Annotated in this window: 16 protein-coding genes; 6 read left to right on the top strand and 10 right to left on the bottom strand. The window is 55.2% G+C overall.

The window, feature by feature from the left end; genetic code table 11:
- Nucleotides 1–67: 67 nt before the first annotated feature.
- Nucleotides 68–1,234 carry an MFS transporter gene (locus ACOTYB_RS07525; RefSeq protein WP_220153771.1) on the top strand — a complete coding sequence of 389 codons (1,167 nt, stop codon included), beginning with the start codon at nucleotides 68–70 and terminating at the stop codon, nucleotides 1,232–1,234.
- Between the two features lie 37 nt (nucleotides 1,235–1,271).
- On the opposite strand, the gene sodB is transcribed toward ACOTYB_RS07525, so the two are convergent.
- Both sodB and ACOTYB_RS07515 read right to left on the bottom strand, forming a co-directional pair.
- Nucleotides 1,272–1,853: a superoxide dismutase [Fe] gene (sodB, locus tag ACOTYB_RS07520; RefSeq protein ID WP_220153772.1), complete on the bottom strand. Its 582-nt coding sequence runs from the start codon at nucleotides 1,851–1,853 to the stop codon at nucleotides 1,272–1,274.
- A 122-nt stretch (nucleotides 1,854–1,975) separates the two neighbouring features.
- Entirely contained in the window at nucleotides 1,976–2,734 is a 759-nt protein-coding gene (locus tag ACOTYB_RS07515; RefSeq protein ID WP_220153773.1) for a C40 family peptidase, read from the bottom strand.
- 338 nt (nucleotides 2,735–3,072) lie between these two features.
- On the opposite strand from ACOTYB_RS07515, the gene grxD reads away from it, so the two are divergent.
- Entirely contained in the window at nucleotides 3,073–3,420 is a 348-nt protein-coding gene (gene grxD / locus ACOTYB_RS07510) for a monothiol glutaredoxin 4 (protein ID WP_003832760.1), read from the top strand.
- Between the two features lie 78 nt (nucleotides 3,421–3,498).
- On the opposite strand, the gene rnt is transcribed toward grxD, so the two are convergent.
- From rnt to eptA, 5 genes are all read right to left on the bottom strand, one after another.
- On the bottom strand, nucleotides 3,499–4,158 hold the full coding sequence (gene rnt / locus ACOTYB_RS07505) for a ribonuclease T (RefSeq protein ID WP_003857625.1): 660 nt from the start codon (nucleotides 4,156–4,158) through the stop codon (nucleotides 3,499–3,501).
- 95 nt (nucleotides 4,159–4,253) lie between these two features.
- The gene (gloA, locus tag ACOTYB_RS07500) at nucleotides 4,254–4,661 is read right to left on the bottom strand and encodes a lactoylglutathione lyase (protein ID WP_003857623.1); all 408 of its coding nucleotides are present in this window, start codon (nucleotides 4,659–4,661) and stop codon (nucleotides 4,254–4,256) included.
- Nucleotides 4,662–4,760: 99 nt separating this feature from the next.
- Nucleotides 4,761–5,858 carry an alkene reductase gene (locus ACOTYB_RS07495; protein ID WP_015570682.1) on the bottom strand — a complete coding sequence of 366 codons (1,098 nt, stop codon included), beginning with the start codon at nucleotides 5,856–5,858 and terminating at the stop codon, nucleotides 4,761–4,763.
- A gap of 53 nt (nucleotides 5,859–5,911) precedes the next feature.
- Nucleotides 5,912–6,511, bottom strand: coding sequence for a TetR/AcrR family transcriptional regulator (locus ACOTYB_RS07490; RefSeq protein ID WP_003857618.1), 600 nt, complete (start codon nucleotides 6,509–6,511; stop codon nucleotides 5,912–5,914).
- Between the two features lie 41 nt (nucleotides 6,512–6,552).
- Nucleotides 6,553–8,178 carry a phosphoethanolamine transferase EptA gene (gene eptA, locus ACOTYB_RS07485; protein ID WP_045344115.1) on the bottom strand — a complete coding sequence of 542 codons (1,626 nt, stop codon included), beginning with the start codon at nucleotides 8,176–8,178 and terminating at the stop codon, nucleotides 6,553–6,555.
- A 147-nt stretch (nucleotides 8,179–8,325) separates the two neighbouring features.
- On the opposite strand from eptA, the gene ACOTYB_RS07480 reads away from it, so the two are divergent.
- From ACOTYB_RS07480 to sodC, 3 genes are all read left to right on the top strand, one after another.
- Nucleotides 8,326–8,565, top strand: a complete 240-nt coding sequence (locus tag ACOTYB_RS07480) for a DUF1289 domain-containing protein (RefSeq protein WP_003857614.1) — start codon at nucleotides 8,326–8,328, stop codon at nucleotides 8,563–8,565.
- 48 nt (nucleotides 8,566–8,613) lie between these two features.
- Nucleotides 8,614–9,510: an aldo/keto reductase gene (locus tag ACOTYB_RS07475; RefSeq protein WP_045344117.1), complete on the top strand. Its 897-nt coding sequence runs from the start codon at nucleotides 8,614–8,616 to the stop codon at nucleotides 9,508–9,510.
- 81 nt (nucleotides 9,511–9,591) lie between these two features.
- Entirely contained in the window at nucleotides 9,592–10,110 is a 519-nt protein-coding gene (gene sodC / locus ACOTYB_RS07470) for a superoxide dismutase [Cu-Zn] SodC (protein WP_220153774.1), read from the top strand.
- Here sodC and ACOTYB_RS07465 read toward each other — a convergent pair.
- The 3 genes from ACOTYB_RS07465 to ACOTYB_RS07455 are packed head-to-tail and all read right to left on the bottom strand — an operon-like array spanning nucleotide 10,089 to nucleotide 13,221.
- Nucleotides 10,089–12,122 carry an FUSC family protein gene (locus ACOTYB_RS07465; protein WP_045344134.1) on the bottom strand — a complete coding sequence of 678 codons (2,034 nt, stop codon included), beginning with the start codon at nucleotides 12,120–12,122 and terminating at the stop codon, nucleotides 10,089–10,091. The genes sodC and ACOTYB_RS07465 overlap by 22 nt on opposite strands.
- The gene (locus ACOTYB_RS07460; RefSeq protein WP_032610212.1) at nucleotides 12,122–12,982 is read right to left on the bottom strand and encodes an HlyD family secretion protein; all 861 of its coding nucleotides are present in this window, start codon (nucleotides 12,980–12,982) and stop codon (nucleotides 12,122–12,124) included. The genes ACOTYB_RS07465 and ACOTYB_RS07460 overlap by 1 nt, the downstream gene beginning before the upstream one ends.
- A 2-nt stretch (nucleotides 12,983–12,984) precedes the next feature.
- The gene (locus ACOTYB_RS07455; protein WP_003857607.1) at nucleotides 12,985–13,221 is read right to left on the bottom strand and encodes a DUF1656 domain-containing protein; all 237 of its coding nucleotides are present in this window, start codon (nucleotides 13,219–13,221) and stop codon (nucleotides 12,985–12,987) included.
- Nucleotides 13,222–13,408: 187 nt separating this feature from the next.
- On the opposite strand from ACOTYB_RS07455, the gene slyA reads away from it, so the two are divergent.
- Nucleotides 13,409–13,849, top strand: a complete 441-nt coding sequence (gene slyA / locus ACOTYB_RS07450) for a transcriptional regulator SlyA (RefSeq protein WP_006808997.1) — start codon at nucleotides 13,409–13,411, stop codon at nucleotides 13,847–13,849.
- Nucleotides 13,850–13,871 lie beyond the last annotated feature (22 nt).

Genomic DNA, 13,871 nt, shown 5'->3' with positions numbered 1-13,871 from the left:
GATTGATGTCATGCTTTTGACTTCTTAGTTCTGTGCCGGGTTATGGCACGGTATCCGGAGTCTCTTCATGAAAATCAATTTTCCCCTGCTGGCCCTGGCGATTGGCGCCTTTGGGATTGGCACCACTGAATTCTCCCCGATGGGGTTATTGCCTGTTATCGCCCGGGGTGTGGACGTCTCAATTCCTGCGGCCGGTATGTTAATTAGCGCCTACGCGATTGGCGTGATGGTGGGCGCGCCGCTGATGACGCTGCTGCTTTCCCTCCGCGCTCGCCGCAATGCGCTGATCTTCCTGATGGCGATTTTCACTCTCGGAAATGTGCTTTCCGCGATTTCGCCCGATTACACCACTCTGATGCTTTCGCGCATTCTGACCAGCCTCAACCATGGCGCCTTCTTCGGACTGGGCTCGGTTGTTGCCGCCAGCGTGGTGCCAAAACATAAGCAGGCCAGCGCGGTAGCCACTATGTTCATGGGCCTCACCATCGCTAATATCGGCGGCGTTCCCGCTGCCACCTGGCTGGGAGAAGCCATCGGCTGGCGTATGTCTTTCCTCGCAACCGCCGGACTGGGCGTGGTCGCGATGGTTGCGCTGTTCTTCTCACTGCCGAAAGGAAGTGCGGGAGAACGTCCGGAAGTACGTAAAGAGCTGGCGGTGCTGATGCGTCCTCAGGTGTTGTCCGCGCTGCTCACCACGGTACTGGGGGCCGGGGCGATGTTTACGCTCTACACCTATATCTCCCCGGTGCTGCACGACATTACCCACGCAACGCCACTCTTTGTTACCGCGATGCTGGTGCTGATTGGTGTCGGGTTCTCGATTGGCAACTATCTCGGCGGGAAATTTGCCGACCGCTCCGTCAGTGGAACACTGAAAGGTTTTTTAACGCTGCTGATTGTCATCATGGTGGCGATTCCGTGGCTGGCGCGTAACGAAGTGGGTGCCGCGATTGCCATGGTGGTGTGGGGCGCCGCAACCTTTGCCGTGGTGCCACCGTTGCAGATGCGCGTAATGCGCGTTGCGCACGAAGCGCCGGGGCTCTCTTCGTCGGTGAATATCGGTGCGTTTAACCTGGGCAATGCGCTGGGGGCCGCAGCGGGCGGGGCGGTGATCTCAGGTGGTTTGGGTTACAGCTTTGTGCCGGTGATGGGGGCGATCATTGCTGCACTCGGCCTGCTGCTGGTGATGATGTCTGGTCGTAAACAGCCTGAAGCGGTGTGTACGGCGGAATAAACAAAAACGCAGAAGGGCTGCCCCTTCTGCGTGTCTCTTACGCGGCGAAGTTCTTCGCAACAAATTCCCAGTCAACCAGTGCCCAGAAGTGTTCCAGGTAGTTCGGGCGCGCATTACGGTAATCAATGTAATAGGCGTGTTCCCATACGTCCACGGTCATCAGCGGCGTGGCGCTGGTGGTCAGAGGGGTACCCGCATTAGAAGTGGAAACGATAGCCAGTTTGCCATCAGCCTCTTTTACCAGCCAGGTCCAGCCGGAGCCAAAGTTTTTAACGGCAGCGTCAGTAAACTTCGCTTTAAAATCCGCGAAACTGCCGAACGCGGCGTTAATCGCTGCCGCCAGCTCACCGGTAGGTTCTCCGCCTGCATTGGGGGCCAGGCAGTGCCAGTAGAAGGTGTGGTTCCACACCTGTGCGGCGTTGTTGAATACGCCGCCGTCTGAACTGCGCACGATCTCTTCCAGCGTTTTGCCTTCAAAATCGGTGCCCTTGATCAGATTGTTCAGGTTGGTGACATAGGTCTGGTGATGCTTGCCGTAATGGTACTCCAGGGTTTCCGCGGAAATGTGCGGGGCCAGGGCGTCTTTTGCATACGGTAGTGCAGGTAATTCGAACGACATTGCTTCTCTCCTTATAGTTTTATACGTTGCCAATAACCCTACAGACAACAAGGACAGAATAGCAAATTGAAAGGGTATGCAAAAGAGGAACTTACCCTGCCATGGAGGCGGCAGGGCAGGGTTTAGCGAATGGTTTTTGGCGTCATCACGCGGCGCGCACCCACATAGTGGCGCACCCAATAATCTTCGCTGAGAGAGGCGATCTGAATGTCCTGACCGCTGCGCGGTGACTGGATAAATTTACCGTTACCCACATACACCCCAACGTGATCGGCCGTACCGCGTCCCTGGGTGCGGAAGAACACCAGGTCGCCATTTTGCAGTTCGCCACGGTTTACAGGCGCGGCGTCGCGCAGATGGTACATCTCATTGGCGGTGCGTGGAATGCGAAACTTCACCAGATCTTTATAGGCATAATAAACCAGCCCACTACAGTCAAAACCGGTGCGCGGAGAGGTGCCACCCCAGCGATACGGTTTACCTATTTGCCCCATCAGTTTGTTCATCGCCGTTTTTTGCGCTTTCTGCATACGCGCTTTATGCACGTCAGCCAGCTTCGTCACTTTTGCGCATTTCGTTTTATGGCCTTTGCGCACGGTGCATTTTTCATTCACCAGGCTGGCGGTCGTGCGGGTGGTTTTGTGCGTGCCGGAACGGAGAGTTTTGGTTTTACTGGAGGCGGTCTTTTTGGTCTGAGCGGTGGTTTTCTTCTTTACTGTTTTACTGGTGGTTTTTTTCTTACGTTCTGTGGATTTTGCCAGATGCGTTTTTTGTACAGCAGAATGCCGCGCCTGTTCAGAGGCGTTCGCCGCTGGCGTAAATGAGAGTGTGGTAAACAGTAAAGCACAGAGCGTCATCGAGATTTTAGTTATCCGCGCCACTGGGCAGTCCCCTGATAAATGCAGGCCACAATGCATACCCGCGTGAGATTTACAAAACCTGTCGATTCTAATCCATAAAATCAGAAGAAGTTAATAGCATTTTTCATTCAAAAATTATGTTTCGTTAGCAAGTGCAAAAAAATTCACCATTCTGACGCACTCCTGTTCGCTCCTTAAGCAAAACCGCACCCCGTCTGGCGATAAACGACATTAGCAATGCAACTTTATGCGATAAGCGATAAAATAATTAGACGTGACAAAAATGTTATTTTCCGATGTCGGCCTGACCCGCTACAATGTCAGACTGATGCCGTAACAGAAGTTAAAGGAAGCAAGACATGAGCACCACTATTGAAAAAATTCAGCGCCAGATCGCTGAAAACCCGATTCTCCTGTACATGAAAGGTTCTCCGAAGCTGCCAAGCTGCGGCTTCTCCGCGCAAGCGGTTCAGGCGCTGTCCGCCTGTGGTGAGCGTTTTGCTTACGTTGATATCCTGCAAAACCCGGACATTCGCGCTGAATTGCCAAAATACGCAAACTGGCCGACCTTCCCACAGCTGTGGGTTGATGGTGAACTGGTTGGCGGATGCGATATCCTGATTGAAATGTATCAGCGCGGCGAACTGCAACAGCTGATCAAAGAGACTGCGGCGAAGTATAAAACCGAAGAGCCGGACGCAGAATAAGTTTTCTGCGGCTATAAAAAAGCGACCACATTATGTTGGTCGCTTTTTTTTGTCCTGTGGGGCTGTTGATAACCCAACCTACGATTGAAGATCGGCCTCGTCGCCCATCGGCAGCGGCCAGCCGCCCAGACGTTTCCAGCGGTTGACGATCTCACAGAACAGCTCCGCCGTACGCTCGGTGTCGTATAACGCGGAATGCGCCTGGGTACCGTCAAACGCAATACCCGCCGTGATGCAGGCTTTCGAGAGCACGGTTTGCCCCAGCGCCAGGCCGCTCAGCGCGGCGGTGTCGAAGGTCACAAACGGATGAAATGGATTACGCTTTAGCGAGGCGCGCTCGGCGGCAGCCATGGTGAAGCTGTGATCGAACGTAGCGTTGTGGGCTACCATGATGGCGCGGCTACAGTCATTCTCTTTCATGCCTTTGCGCACCATTTTGAAAATGGCGTGCAGCGCCTCGTATTCGCTTACCGCCCCGCGCAGCGGGTTTGTCGGATCGATACCGTTAAAGGCCAGCGCCTCTGGCTGTAAGTTTGCCCCTTCAAAGGGTTCAACGTGGAAATGCAGCGTGGTGTCCGGTACAAGCCAGCCCTGTTCATCCATCTTCAGCGTGATGGCGGCAATCTCAAGCAGCGCATCGGTTTTAGCGTTAAATCCGGCTGTTTCAACATCAATGACAACGGGATAAAAACCACGAAAACGGTCGCACAGACCGGTAAATTGAGCGTTATCGGACATCAGGGTCTCTTACAAGGGGAAAAAGCAGTGCGCATTATGGCAAATTTTGAGTGGGGATGCAGCAAAACAACGGGCGCATAGTGCGCCCAGCGGGATCAATTGCCCAGACCGCGACCAGCGTCTTTGGCTTCAATCAGTTCGATTTTATAACCGTCCGGATCTTCCACAAACGCAATGACGGTGGTGCCGCCTTTAACCGGACCGGCTTCACGGGTGACGTTACCGCCATTGCTGCGGATACGTTCGCAGGCTTCGGCGGCGTTATCCACTTCCAGCGCGATGTGGCCGTAAGCCGTACCCAGCTCATAGCTGTCCACGCCCCAGTTGTAGGTCAGCTCGATGACCGCTTCATCAGATTCCGGGCCGTAACCGACAAACGCCAGAGAGTATTTATATTCCGGATTTTCGCTGGTGCGCAGCAGCTTCATGCCCAGAACGTTAGTGTAGAAATCGATGGAACGTTGCAGGTCGCCAACGCGCAGCATGGTGTGAAGTAGGCGCATAATTTCCTCATTAACCAGTGGAATGGATTATCTTTTTGAACAGAAACGATGTTTTAGTATAGCGGCGAAAGGTCGCCGCTATCAATGTACAAAGCGGGATTACAGTGAAGGGTAGTCGGTATAACCTTCCGCGCCGCCGCCATAGAAACTTTCAGGGCGCTGCGGGTTCAGTTCGGCTTTCTTCTGCAAACGGGCAACCAGATCCGGGTTAGCAATGTAGTCACGGCCAAAGGCCACGGCGTCGATCAGGCCTTTCCCGATCAGATCTTCAGCTTTCTCTGCCGTATACGCGCCCGCCCCGATAATCACGCCGTGGAAGCGCTCGCGCACTTTCTGGCGGAAGGCTTCACTATAAGGCTTGCCGCCTGCCCAGTCCGGCTCGGACATGTGCAGATAGGCGATACCGCGTTTCGCCAGCTCTTCAATCAGATACAGCGCGTCTGCTTCTTCGTTCGGACCGTTGTCGACGTTCTGGAAAGTACCGATCGGGGAGACACGAATACCAATGCGGTCTGCGCTCCACTCATTACAGACAGCATCCACCACTTCAAGCACCAGACGCGCGCGGTTTTCAACGCTGCCGCCGTACTGGTCGGTACGCTGGTTGGAAGAAGGGGACAGGAACTGATGCAGCAGGTAACCGTGCGCAGAGTGCAGCTCAACCAGGTCGAAGCCCGCTTCACGGGCGTTGGCGACGGCCTGACGGAAATCATTCACAATACCCGGGATCTCGTCCAGCTCCAGCGCGCGTGGCGTGGTGGTGTCAACGCGGATCGCATTACCGTTTTCATCGCGCAGGGAAGTGCGGGTATTGGCGTTCAGGGCAGAAGCAGAAACCGGCGCCTGACCGCCAGGCTGGATGCTGCTGTGTGAGATACGACCGGTGTGCCACAGCTGAACCGCAATACGGCCATCTTCAGCATGAACACCTGCGGTGATTTTTTTCCACGCGGCGATCTGTTCCGGGCTGTGCAGACCCGGCGCACCGGCGTAGCCTTTTGCCTGGGCTGAAATCTGCGTGGCTTCGGAAATAATCAGGCCCGCGCTGGCGCGCTGACGATAATACTCACCCATCAATGGCGTTGGGATATCGCCCGGCTCGATGCTGCGCAGACGGGTGAGTGGGGCCATAAACACGCGGTTTGGGGCAGTAACGGCACCCACTTTCAGTGGGGTAAACAGCTTTTCAGCGGACATAATGGCTCCTGAGTAGACCAGTCGACTAGTAAAAGGGTAAATAAAAACGCCGGCTACACGCCAGGCGCGGTTATACAGTTTTTCACGTGCGCCAGCGCGCTTTCGAGCGGCACGGCGCTGCGAGACATTTTTGCTTGCAGGTTGGCGCCTAACCAGAGGGAATAGAGCACCTGTGCCTGCGTGAGCGGATCGCCGGAGAAGGAGAGCGTTTTTTCATTGCGCCCGCTCTCCAGCGCCTGAGCCAGCAGTGCAATCACGCCGCTGGCCCCTTTATCCATGGCGGTGCGCATATCTTCGGAGAGATCGCACACTTCGGCAGACAGTTTTACCGTCAGGCAGCCGCTGATGATGCCCTGCTGACAGAACTGCGTCAGCGTTTCCTGATAGTAGTTCAGAACACGATCCCGGTAGTCACCTTCACCGCTGGCGAAGTGGGCTGCCAGGCGCTGATGGTAGCTGGCGTAGTGCCGCTCCAGCATGGCAACGCCGAACGCCTCTTTGGAACGAAAATAGTGATAAAACGATCCCTTAGGTACTTCAGCGGTTTTTAACAACTCGCTAAGCCCCATCCCGGTAAACCCGCGATGCATGCAAAGGCGCTCGCCGGTAGCCAGCAAATGTTCTCGTGTATCGTGTTCAGTGTGTCTGCTCATGCCCTTACTCTAATAGACCGTTCGGTCTAATGCAAGCCCGCTTAGCGACGACACTGCGACAGAATATCCAGCTGCGGCTGATAAACCGCTGATTTCACGTCCATCATGCCCAGAACGGTGGCGAATAAATTGTCCTGTGAAACCGCCTCTTTTGCGGCATGGTCACGCAGGCAATCCGTGTTTACGCCGAAGTTTTTCGCATAATCCGGGGAGAGCCAGAACATAAAAGGAATATGCGTTTGCTGCTCCGGGGCCAGCATATACGGCGTACCGTGCAGGTAAATTCCGCTTTCGCCCAGCGATTCACCGTGATCGGAGAGGTAAATGAGCGCCGTGTTCATGTTGGCCTGCCGGGCTTTCAGTGCGTCGAGGGTTCGGCTGACGACGCTGTCGGTATACAGAATCGTGTTGTCATAGGTATTGATCAGCGACTGATGATCGCAATCCTGAATTTCATTGGTATCGCAGGTTGGGGTGAACTTGCGGAAGCTATCAGGGTAGCGTTTGTAATAGGCCGGACCGTGGCTGCCCATCAGGTGAATAACCAGAACCGTATCCTGCTTTATTCCATCCAGCACGTTGTCCAGGCGGTACAGGTTAACGTCGTCGATACAGGATTTGTCCTTACAGAACTGATCCAGTTTCCACTGGGTCATGTCCGTGTGCGGCACGCGGTCGCAGGCGCCTTTACATCCGCCGTCGTTGTCGCGCCACAGCAGGTTGAACCCGGCGTGGTTAAGCACATCAAGCAGACCTTCCTGATGATGGGCGAGGTCCGCGTCATATTTTTTCCGCGTCATGCCGGAGAACATGCAGGGGACGGAAACAGCGGTTTCCGTGCCACAGGAGGAGGCCCGCGGGAAGTTGATGACATCCTGCTTTTTCAGCTCGGGGTTGGTTTCACGCGGGTAACCATTTAACGAGTAGTTTGCAGCGCGGGAGGCTTCGCCCACCATCACAACCAGCACGGTTTTCTTGCGTTGGCTGGCAATCAGCGCGCCTTTATGAGCATCTTCGCCAATGCGGACCAGCGTCTGGTCGCCGGCAAACCAGCGCATTTTGCTGTATTTCACCAGGGCGCTCACGTAATTCGCCGGGGTGACCATTTTTACGATGCTTTTGTTATTGCGGAACAGCGAAGCATAGTCTTTATAGAACACTGACGCGACCAGAATGATCACCAGCAGCGCACCCAGCATAGCGGCGAAGCGCGTCAGGAGGGCATACCACCATTTTCCGGTGCGAATGCGCGTCAGGGCTAACACAACAGATGGAACCAGACCCGCTACGACCAGCCACAGGATCATCTGCGGCGTCACCAGGGCTGTCGCTTCCTGAGAATTAGTCTCGAACACGTTCACAATCATGTTCTGATCGATAACCGCGCCATAGGTATACATAAACCAGGTCGCGGCGGCACATCCCAGGGTCAGGACAATCAGGAGCGGCTTACGAATATAGGGGATATTTAACAGGCTGAAGACAATCACCCAGCCGCAGAACAGTACCAGCGGCACGCTGGCAGCAAACAGGACATCGTGCAGATGCGCAGGCGCAATAATTGACCAGCTGCGCTGGATAAACAGTGCATTCAGTACGGTAAAGAAAAGTGCACAGCCCAGAGTAAATTTTATATCGTTACAGTGTAACTTTTTTGCGAACCACATGATGAGCAGACCATTCGTTATATCAATGCGGCGAGTATAAGAAGGGAAGATTAGCGAAACCTTAATGTCCTGTTTGTGGCAGACATCCTTGCATGCAAGCCATTTAGGGTCTTCACTGTAGGGAATAATGACGTTCTGGAGGTAGGTGTGGCAGAGCAACTGGAATTTTTCCCTGTCCAGAGCCCGTGCCGGGGTATTTGCCAGGTTGATGAACGAGGATACTGTCGTGGCTGCATGCGCACGCGCGATGAACGTTTTAACTGGCAAAATTTCAGCGACGCGCAAAAGCAGGAGGTCTTACGGCTTTGCCGACAGCGTCTGCTGCGTAAAATTCGTGCAAACAAAGCGGTTGAACCCGAAGAACCTCAGCAACCTTCACTGTTTTAGCAGGGTAATTGCGTATACTGGTGACATGACTTCCTTGAGGAAAATGTTATGGTTCAGCGTATTACCCTTGCCCCACAGGGCCCGGAATTCTCCCGATTTGTTATGGGCTACTGGCGCCTCATGGACTGGAATATGTCTCCGGTCCAGCTGGCGGACTTTATAGAAGAGCATCTCGATCTCGGTATCACCACCGTCGATCACGCTGATATTTATGGCGGCTATCAGTGCGAGGCCGCCTTTGGCGAAGCGCTGAAGCGTGCGCCGGGGCTGCGTGAACGAATGGACATTGTGACCAAATGCGGTATTGCCACCACAGCAAAACCGGAGCATGCGCTTGGACATTACATCACTGACAGCGCGCATATCGTTAAAAGCGCCGAGCAGTCACTGGTCAACCTGGCCACCGATCGTATCGACCTGCTGCTGATCCACCGTCCCGATCCGTTGATGGATGCGGATGAGGTCGCGGAAGCCTTCCTGACGCTGCACCAGAGCGGCAAAGTGCGCCATTTTGGCGTGTCTAACTTCACCCCGGCACAGTTTGCGCTATTGCAGTCGCGCCTGCCGTTTACGCTGGCGACGAATCAGGTGGAGATCTCGCCTGTTCATCAGCCGCTGCTGCTGGATGGCACGCTCGACCAACTGCAACAGCTGCGCATCCGTCCAATGGCATGGTCTTGCCTGGGAGGCGGCCGTCTGTTTAACGATGAGGCATTCCAGCCGCTGCGCAACGAGCTTGAAACGGTGGCGCGCGAACTGAATGCGGAGAGTATCGAGCAGGTGGTTTACGCCTGGATCCTGCGCCTGCCGTCTAAACCGCTGCCAATTATTGGCTCCGGCAAAATTGAGCGTGTCCGCGCTGCGCTTGTTGCTGAGGAGCTGGATATGACGCGTCAGCAGTGGTTCCGCATTCGTAAGGCGGCGCTGGGCTACGACGTACCCTGAGCACGCCTGAACCTGACTTTCCAGTGAAATCTGCGCCTCTGGTATAGACTTAAGGTGCAAAAAATAACCCGTGGAGGTCATATGAAGCGTTTTGCTCTGGCAATGGTCACGCTGGTTGTTTGCGCAGGGGCGCAGGCAGCCAGCGAGGACGTTGAAATGAATCTCGTCACTTCTCAGGGGGTAGGTCAGTCCATCGGGACGGTGCAAATCACCGAAACCGATAAAGGGCTGGAATTTGCTCCCGATCTCAAGGCTCTTCCACCCGGCGAACATGGTTTTCACGTTCATGCTAAAGGCAGCTGTCAACCCGCGATGAAAGAGGGGAAACCAACAGCTGCGGAAGCCGCAGGGGGGCATCTCGACCCGCAGAACTCCGGTAAGCATGAAGGCCCGGAAGGGATGGGACACCTCGGCGATCTGCCGGTGCTGGTGGTAAATAACGATGGTAAAGCCACCGATCCGGTTGTGGCGCCACGACTCAAAAAGCTTGACGAGGTCAAAGGCAAGGCGCTGATGATCCACGTGGGCGGCGATAACATGTCCGATCAACCTAAACCGCTTGGCGGCGGCGGGGCGCGCTATGCCTGCGGGGTGATCTGATCGCCAATCGTTCCGGGTGGCGGCGCCTGTTCAAGCTGTGACAGGGAGCAGTGCAGCCGCCAGATAATGGATGCCAGATCGCGGGCCGCAGGCTGATGATGGTGCGCCAGCGTGTCGCAAATACGCTGAAGCTCGGCGAGCGTGACGCTCAGGGGGCGCTGCTGCACCCCGCGCTCGCTCATCACATCGCGGAGCATGGAAATACAGTTATCACGGACCTGCGACAGCGGATCGGAACGCGTCTCCCAGGCGCGCAACTGCCACACCACGTGCGAACAGTTTAGCAGCACCACGCCCCAGCGCAGTAGCCAGCGACGGGAGAGTGAATCCTGGCTGTTGTTCAGCTGGCTGACATGATGGTAAACCAGCGATTCATACTCGCTTTCGCGCAGATGCGGCCTGCGGCTCAGCTGATCGACAAAACCCCTGCGCAACTCCCGAATATGCCTGCGGCTTTTACGCGCGTCCGAGCCCGGGCGTAGCACGGCGAAAGCCAGCCACGCCAGCCCCACGCCGAGGATCTTCGCCAGGTTGTCGTTGAGAAAATCAGCGTAATCGTAAACCGGTGGATTCGTTACAGAGATAAATGAGCCCATAAAAACAATTAACTGACCCCACAGACCGGCCAGTTTAGGCATTTGCAGTTTGAGCAACTGCATGGTGGTTAATAGCGGGAAGAGAAACAGCAGAAATTGCCAGAGGTCGGTTATCTGCACCATCAAACCAAATTTCACCACGAAGCTGAACAGCGACAGCAGCACCAGCGTACGCAGCAGAAGCGTCAGGGAGTTAAAGGGGGAAGCGGCGACGGAATAGAGCACGCAGCTGATTGCCGCAAGCGTCAGGGCCGCACTGCCCGCATCCCATTGCGTGGTGATGGCCCATGCGCCTACGGCCGTCAACGCGCAAAACGTACGAAAACCGCTCCACAGCGCCTCCATTGCGTCGGTATGCCGCGCCAGAGCAGGACTACCGGGAACGGAAAATTCGGTGACGGGCGTGGCATTCTCGACGGCTTTTAACCAGCGGCTGCTGCGCAGATACAGGCGGCAGAAATAGTTCAGACGCTGCCAGAAGGCGCGATGCCGGTAGTCATATTCATCCGCTGGGACGAGCGGCGCGATAATGCGGGCCACGGTATAAATATCGGCATCCGAACGCGCAAGGGCAGCGAGCAGCGCCTCGATAATCTCCCGGGTATGGGCTGGCGGTGCAGGCCAGTTCAGCAACATCCGACGAAGGCTCGAGATCGCGCTCGTCATCCGCAATTGCTGGTGCAGTAAATAGTTCAGAAGCGTGTTCTGGCGACGAAAACGGTAGTGGCTCCAGAAAGCCTGGATGCGCAACAGGTTCATGGTCAGGATCTGGCCGATGACCTTTTCGTGCGCGAGGCGGATGTCATCGCTGCTGTCAGGCTGCCAGAGCAGGCTGGCATGTTCCAGCAAACGTGCGTGCATCGTTTTAAGGGCGGTGATAAGCGTAGTGCCATCTGAGGTACTGGGCAGGATCATCATCATGACGCCCCCGCACAGAATGCCGACCATCACTTCACACACGCGTGCCTGGGCGATATCCCACAGCTCGGTGGTATCCAGCACGTTGACGACCGGAAAGGCGATAATGGCCGCGGTGTAACCCGCCAGTTGAAACGCATAGGCAACGTTATTGGTAAAATGAGCGCAGGCCCAGGTACACAGCCCCAGCCATGCCGACATGCTTAACAAAAAGAGCCAGGGATCGTTCAGAGTATGGCCGGCAAGAAGCAGTGCGGCGGTTGCCCCCAGCAGGCTACCTGCCACGCGCCCGAGGCTTTTACTGATAACGCCCCCGACGGTAGGGAAGCTGACGACCGCCGCAGAGGTCATCGCCCAGTAAGGCTCATCCAGATTCAGATAATAGGCAACCGTAAGCGCAAGGCACATGGCGATGCCGTTACGCAGCGCGTAACGCCACTGCGGCCGTGTCGCTTTTATCCACGGCGTATTGCGCCAGGAGAGAGCTCCCAGGTTCATCATCGCGATCCGATGGCGACGGTGCAGGTTGTGCCAGAGACCAGGGTAATGTCTTTCGGCAGTTGATCAAACTCGACGCGAACAGGCACCCGCTGAGCCAGACGCACCCACGGTACGTTGGGTTTGATGTCGGGCACCAGGCCAGAATCGGTTTCCACGCTCTGATCGTAAATTGCCCGACCTATGCTGCTAACGTGACCCTGTAACGTTTCTGCGCCGCTGTAAAGCGTGATTCGGGCAGGCGCTCCCTCGCGGATATGGCGCAGCTTGGTCTCTTCAAAATAACCTACAACATAGAAAGAGCGGCTGTCGACCAGGGCAAAGACCGGCTGGCCTGTGGTGGCGTAATCCCCCACACGGGTCGACAAGCTCGTGATCCATCCATCCACCGGAGCTTTGACAACGGTCTGGGTCAGTTGCCACTCGGCCTGTTTCAGCGTTGCCTCTGCAACCTTCAGGCTGGCCTGCATGGCTTTTACATTGATATTGGCGGTATCGAGATCTTCCGCAGAGATGTAATTCCTCGACAGATGTCGGCGACGTTCGGCTTCGTTATTGGCTTTTGCCAGATCGGATTGAGCTTTTGCGAGCTGCGCCTGGGCATTGAGCACCGCAATGTGAAAAGGGGTCTCGTCGATGCGGAATAACACATCACCCGCATGAACGAACTGGTTGTCCTTCACCAGCAGCGCGCTGATACTGCCGGACACCTGTGGCGTGATGCTGACCTGTTCCGCGCGGATCTTGCCGTCACGCGTCCAGGGCGACTGCATGTAATAATTCCAGAGCCACCAGCCGGCGATAAGCGCCAGCGCTAAGACGAAAAGAGTGGAAAAATATTTTAACGTTTTCAATGCTATTCTCACCACACGGTTAACACGGCAAGGCCAAGACAGACGGAGAGGGTAAACAGGGAGAGATCCATTAACATCGGGTGCCAGATTTCACCGGAATACATCCAGTCGCGCAGCAGACGATGCGCAATGAGCCAGATCACAAAACCGACCATCACGGCTTTAAACAGTGGCGGAAAGTAGACCGATGCGCCAACAATCAGATCCTGTAGGGGCAACCCTGCGGAGAAGGAAAACAACGTCACAAGCAGCGATCCTTTGCGGTGGAATGAGGGCCACAATGGCAGATTTCAATGCGATGGCGCATTACCGTTCAGTGTAAATCATCCTTTAAGGAATGATGAATACCGTGATTGCATTTGTTTTGGCAATACAAATACTGCAAACTATTCTAAAATCACTATAATCACTTAGCAAGCTAATTATAAGGAGATGAAATTGGAATCGCCATTAGGTTCTGATCTGGCAAGGTTGGTACGCATCTGGCGTGCTCTGATTGACCATCGCCTGAAACCTCTGGAACTCACACAGACGCACTGGGTTACGCTGCACAACATCCATCAGCTTCCGCCCGATCAGTCACAGATCCAACTGGCAAAAGCGATTGGTATTGAACAGCCTTCCCTGGTGCGTACCCTTGACCAGCTGGAAGAGAAGGGACTCATCTCCCGACAAACCTGCGCCAGCGACCGTCGCGCCAAGCGGATCAAATTGACGGAAAAAGCGGCCCCGATTATTACTGAGATGGAAACCGTCATCAGTAAAACGCGAGGGGAGATCCTGGCCGGTATTTCACCCGCTGAGCTGGAGATGCTGATCGGACTCATCGCCCGTCTTGAGCAAAACATCCACGATTTACAGTCGCGCGACTGACGTTGTTCACTGGCCTTGCTCG

It is taken from the genome of Enterobacter cloacae complex sp. IR5450 (assembly GCF_049238665.1).
In the GTDB taxonomy this organism is placed as follows: domain Bacteria; phylum Pseudomonadota; class Gammaproteobacteria; order Enterobacterales; family Enterobacteriaceae; genus Enterobacter; species Enterobacter hormaechei_C.
Note: the sequence above shows the minus strand (reverse complement) of the source record. Positions and strands in the feature narration are given on the sequence as shown.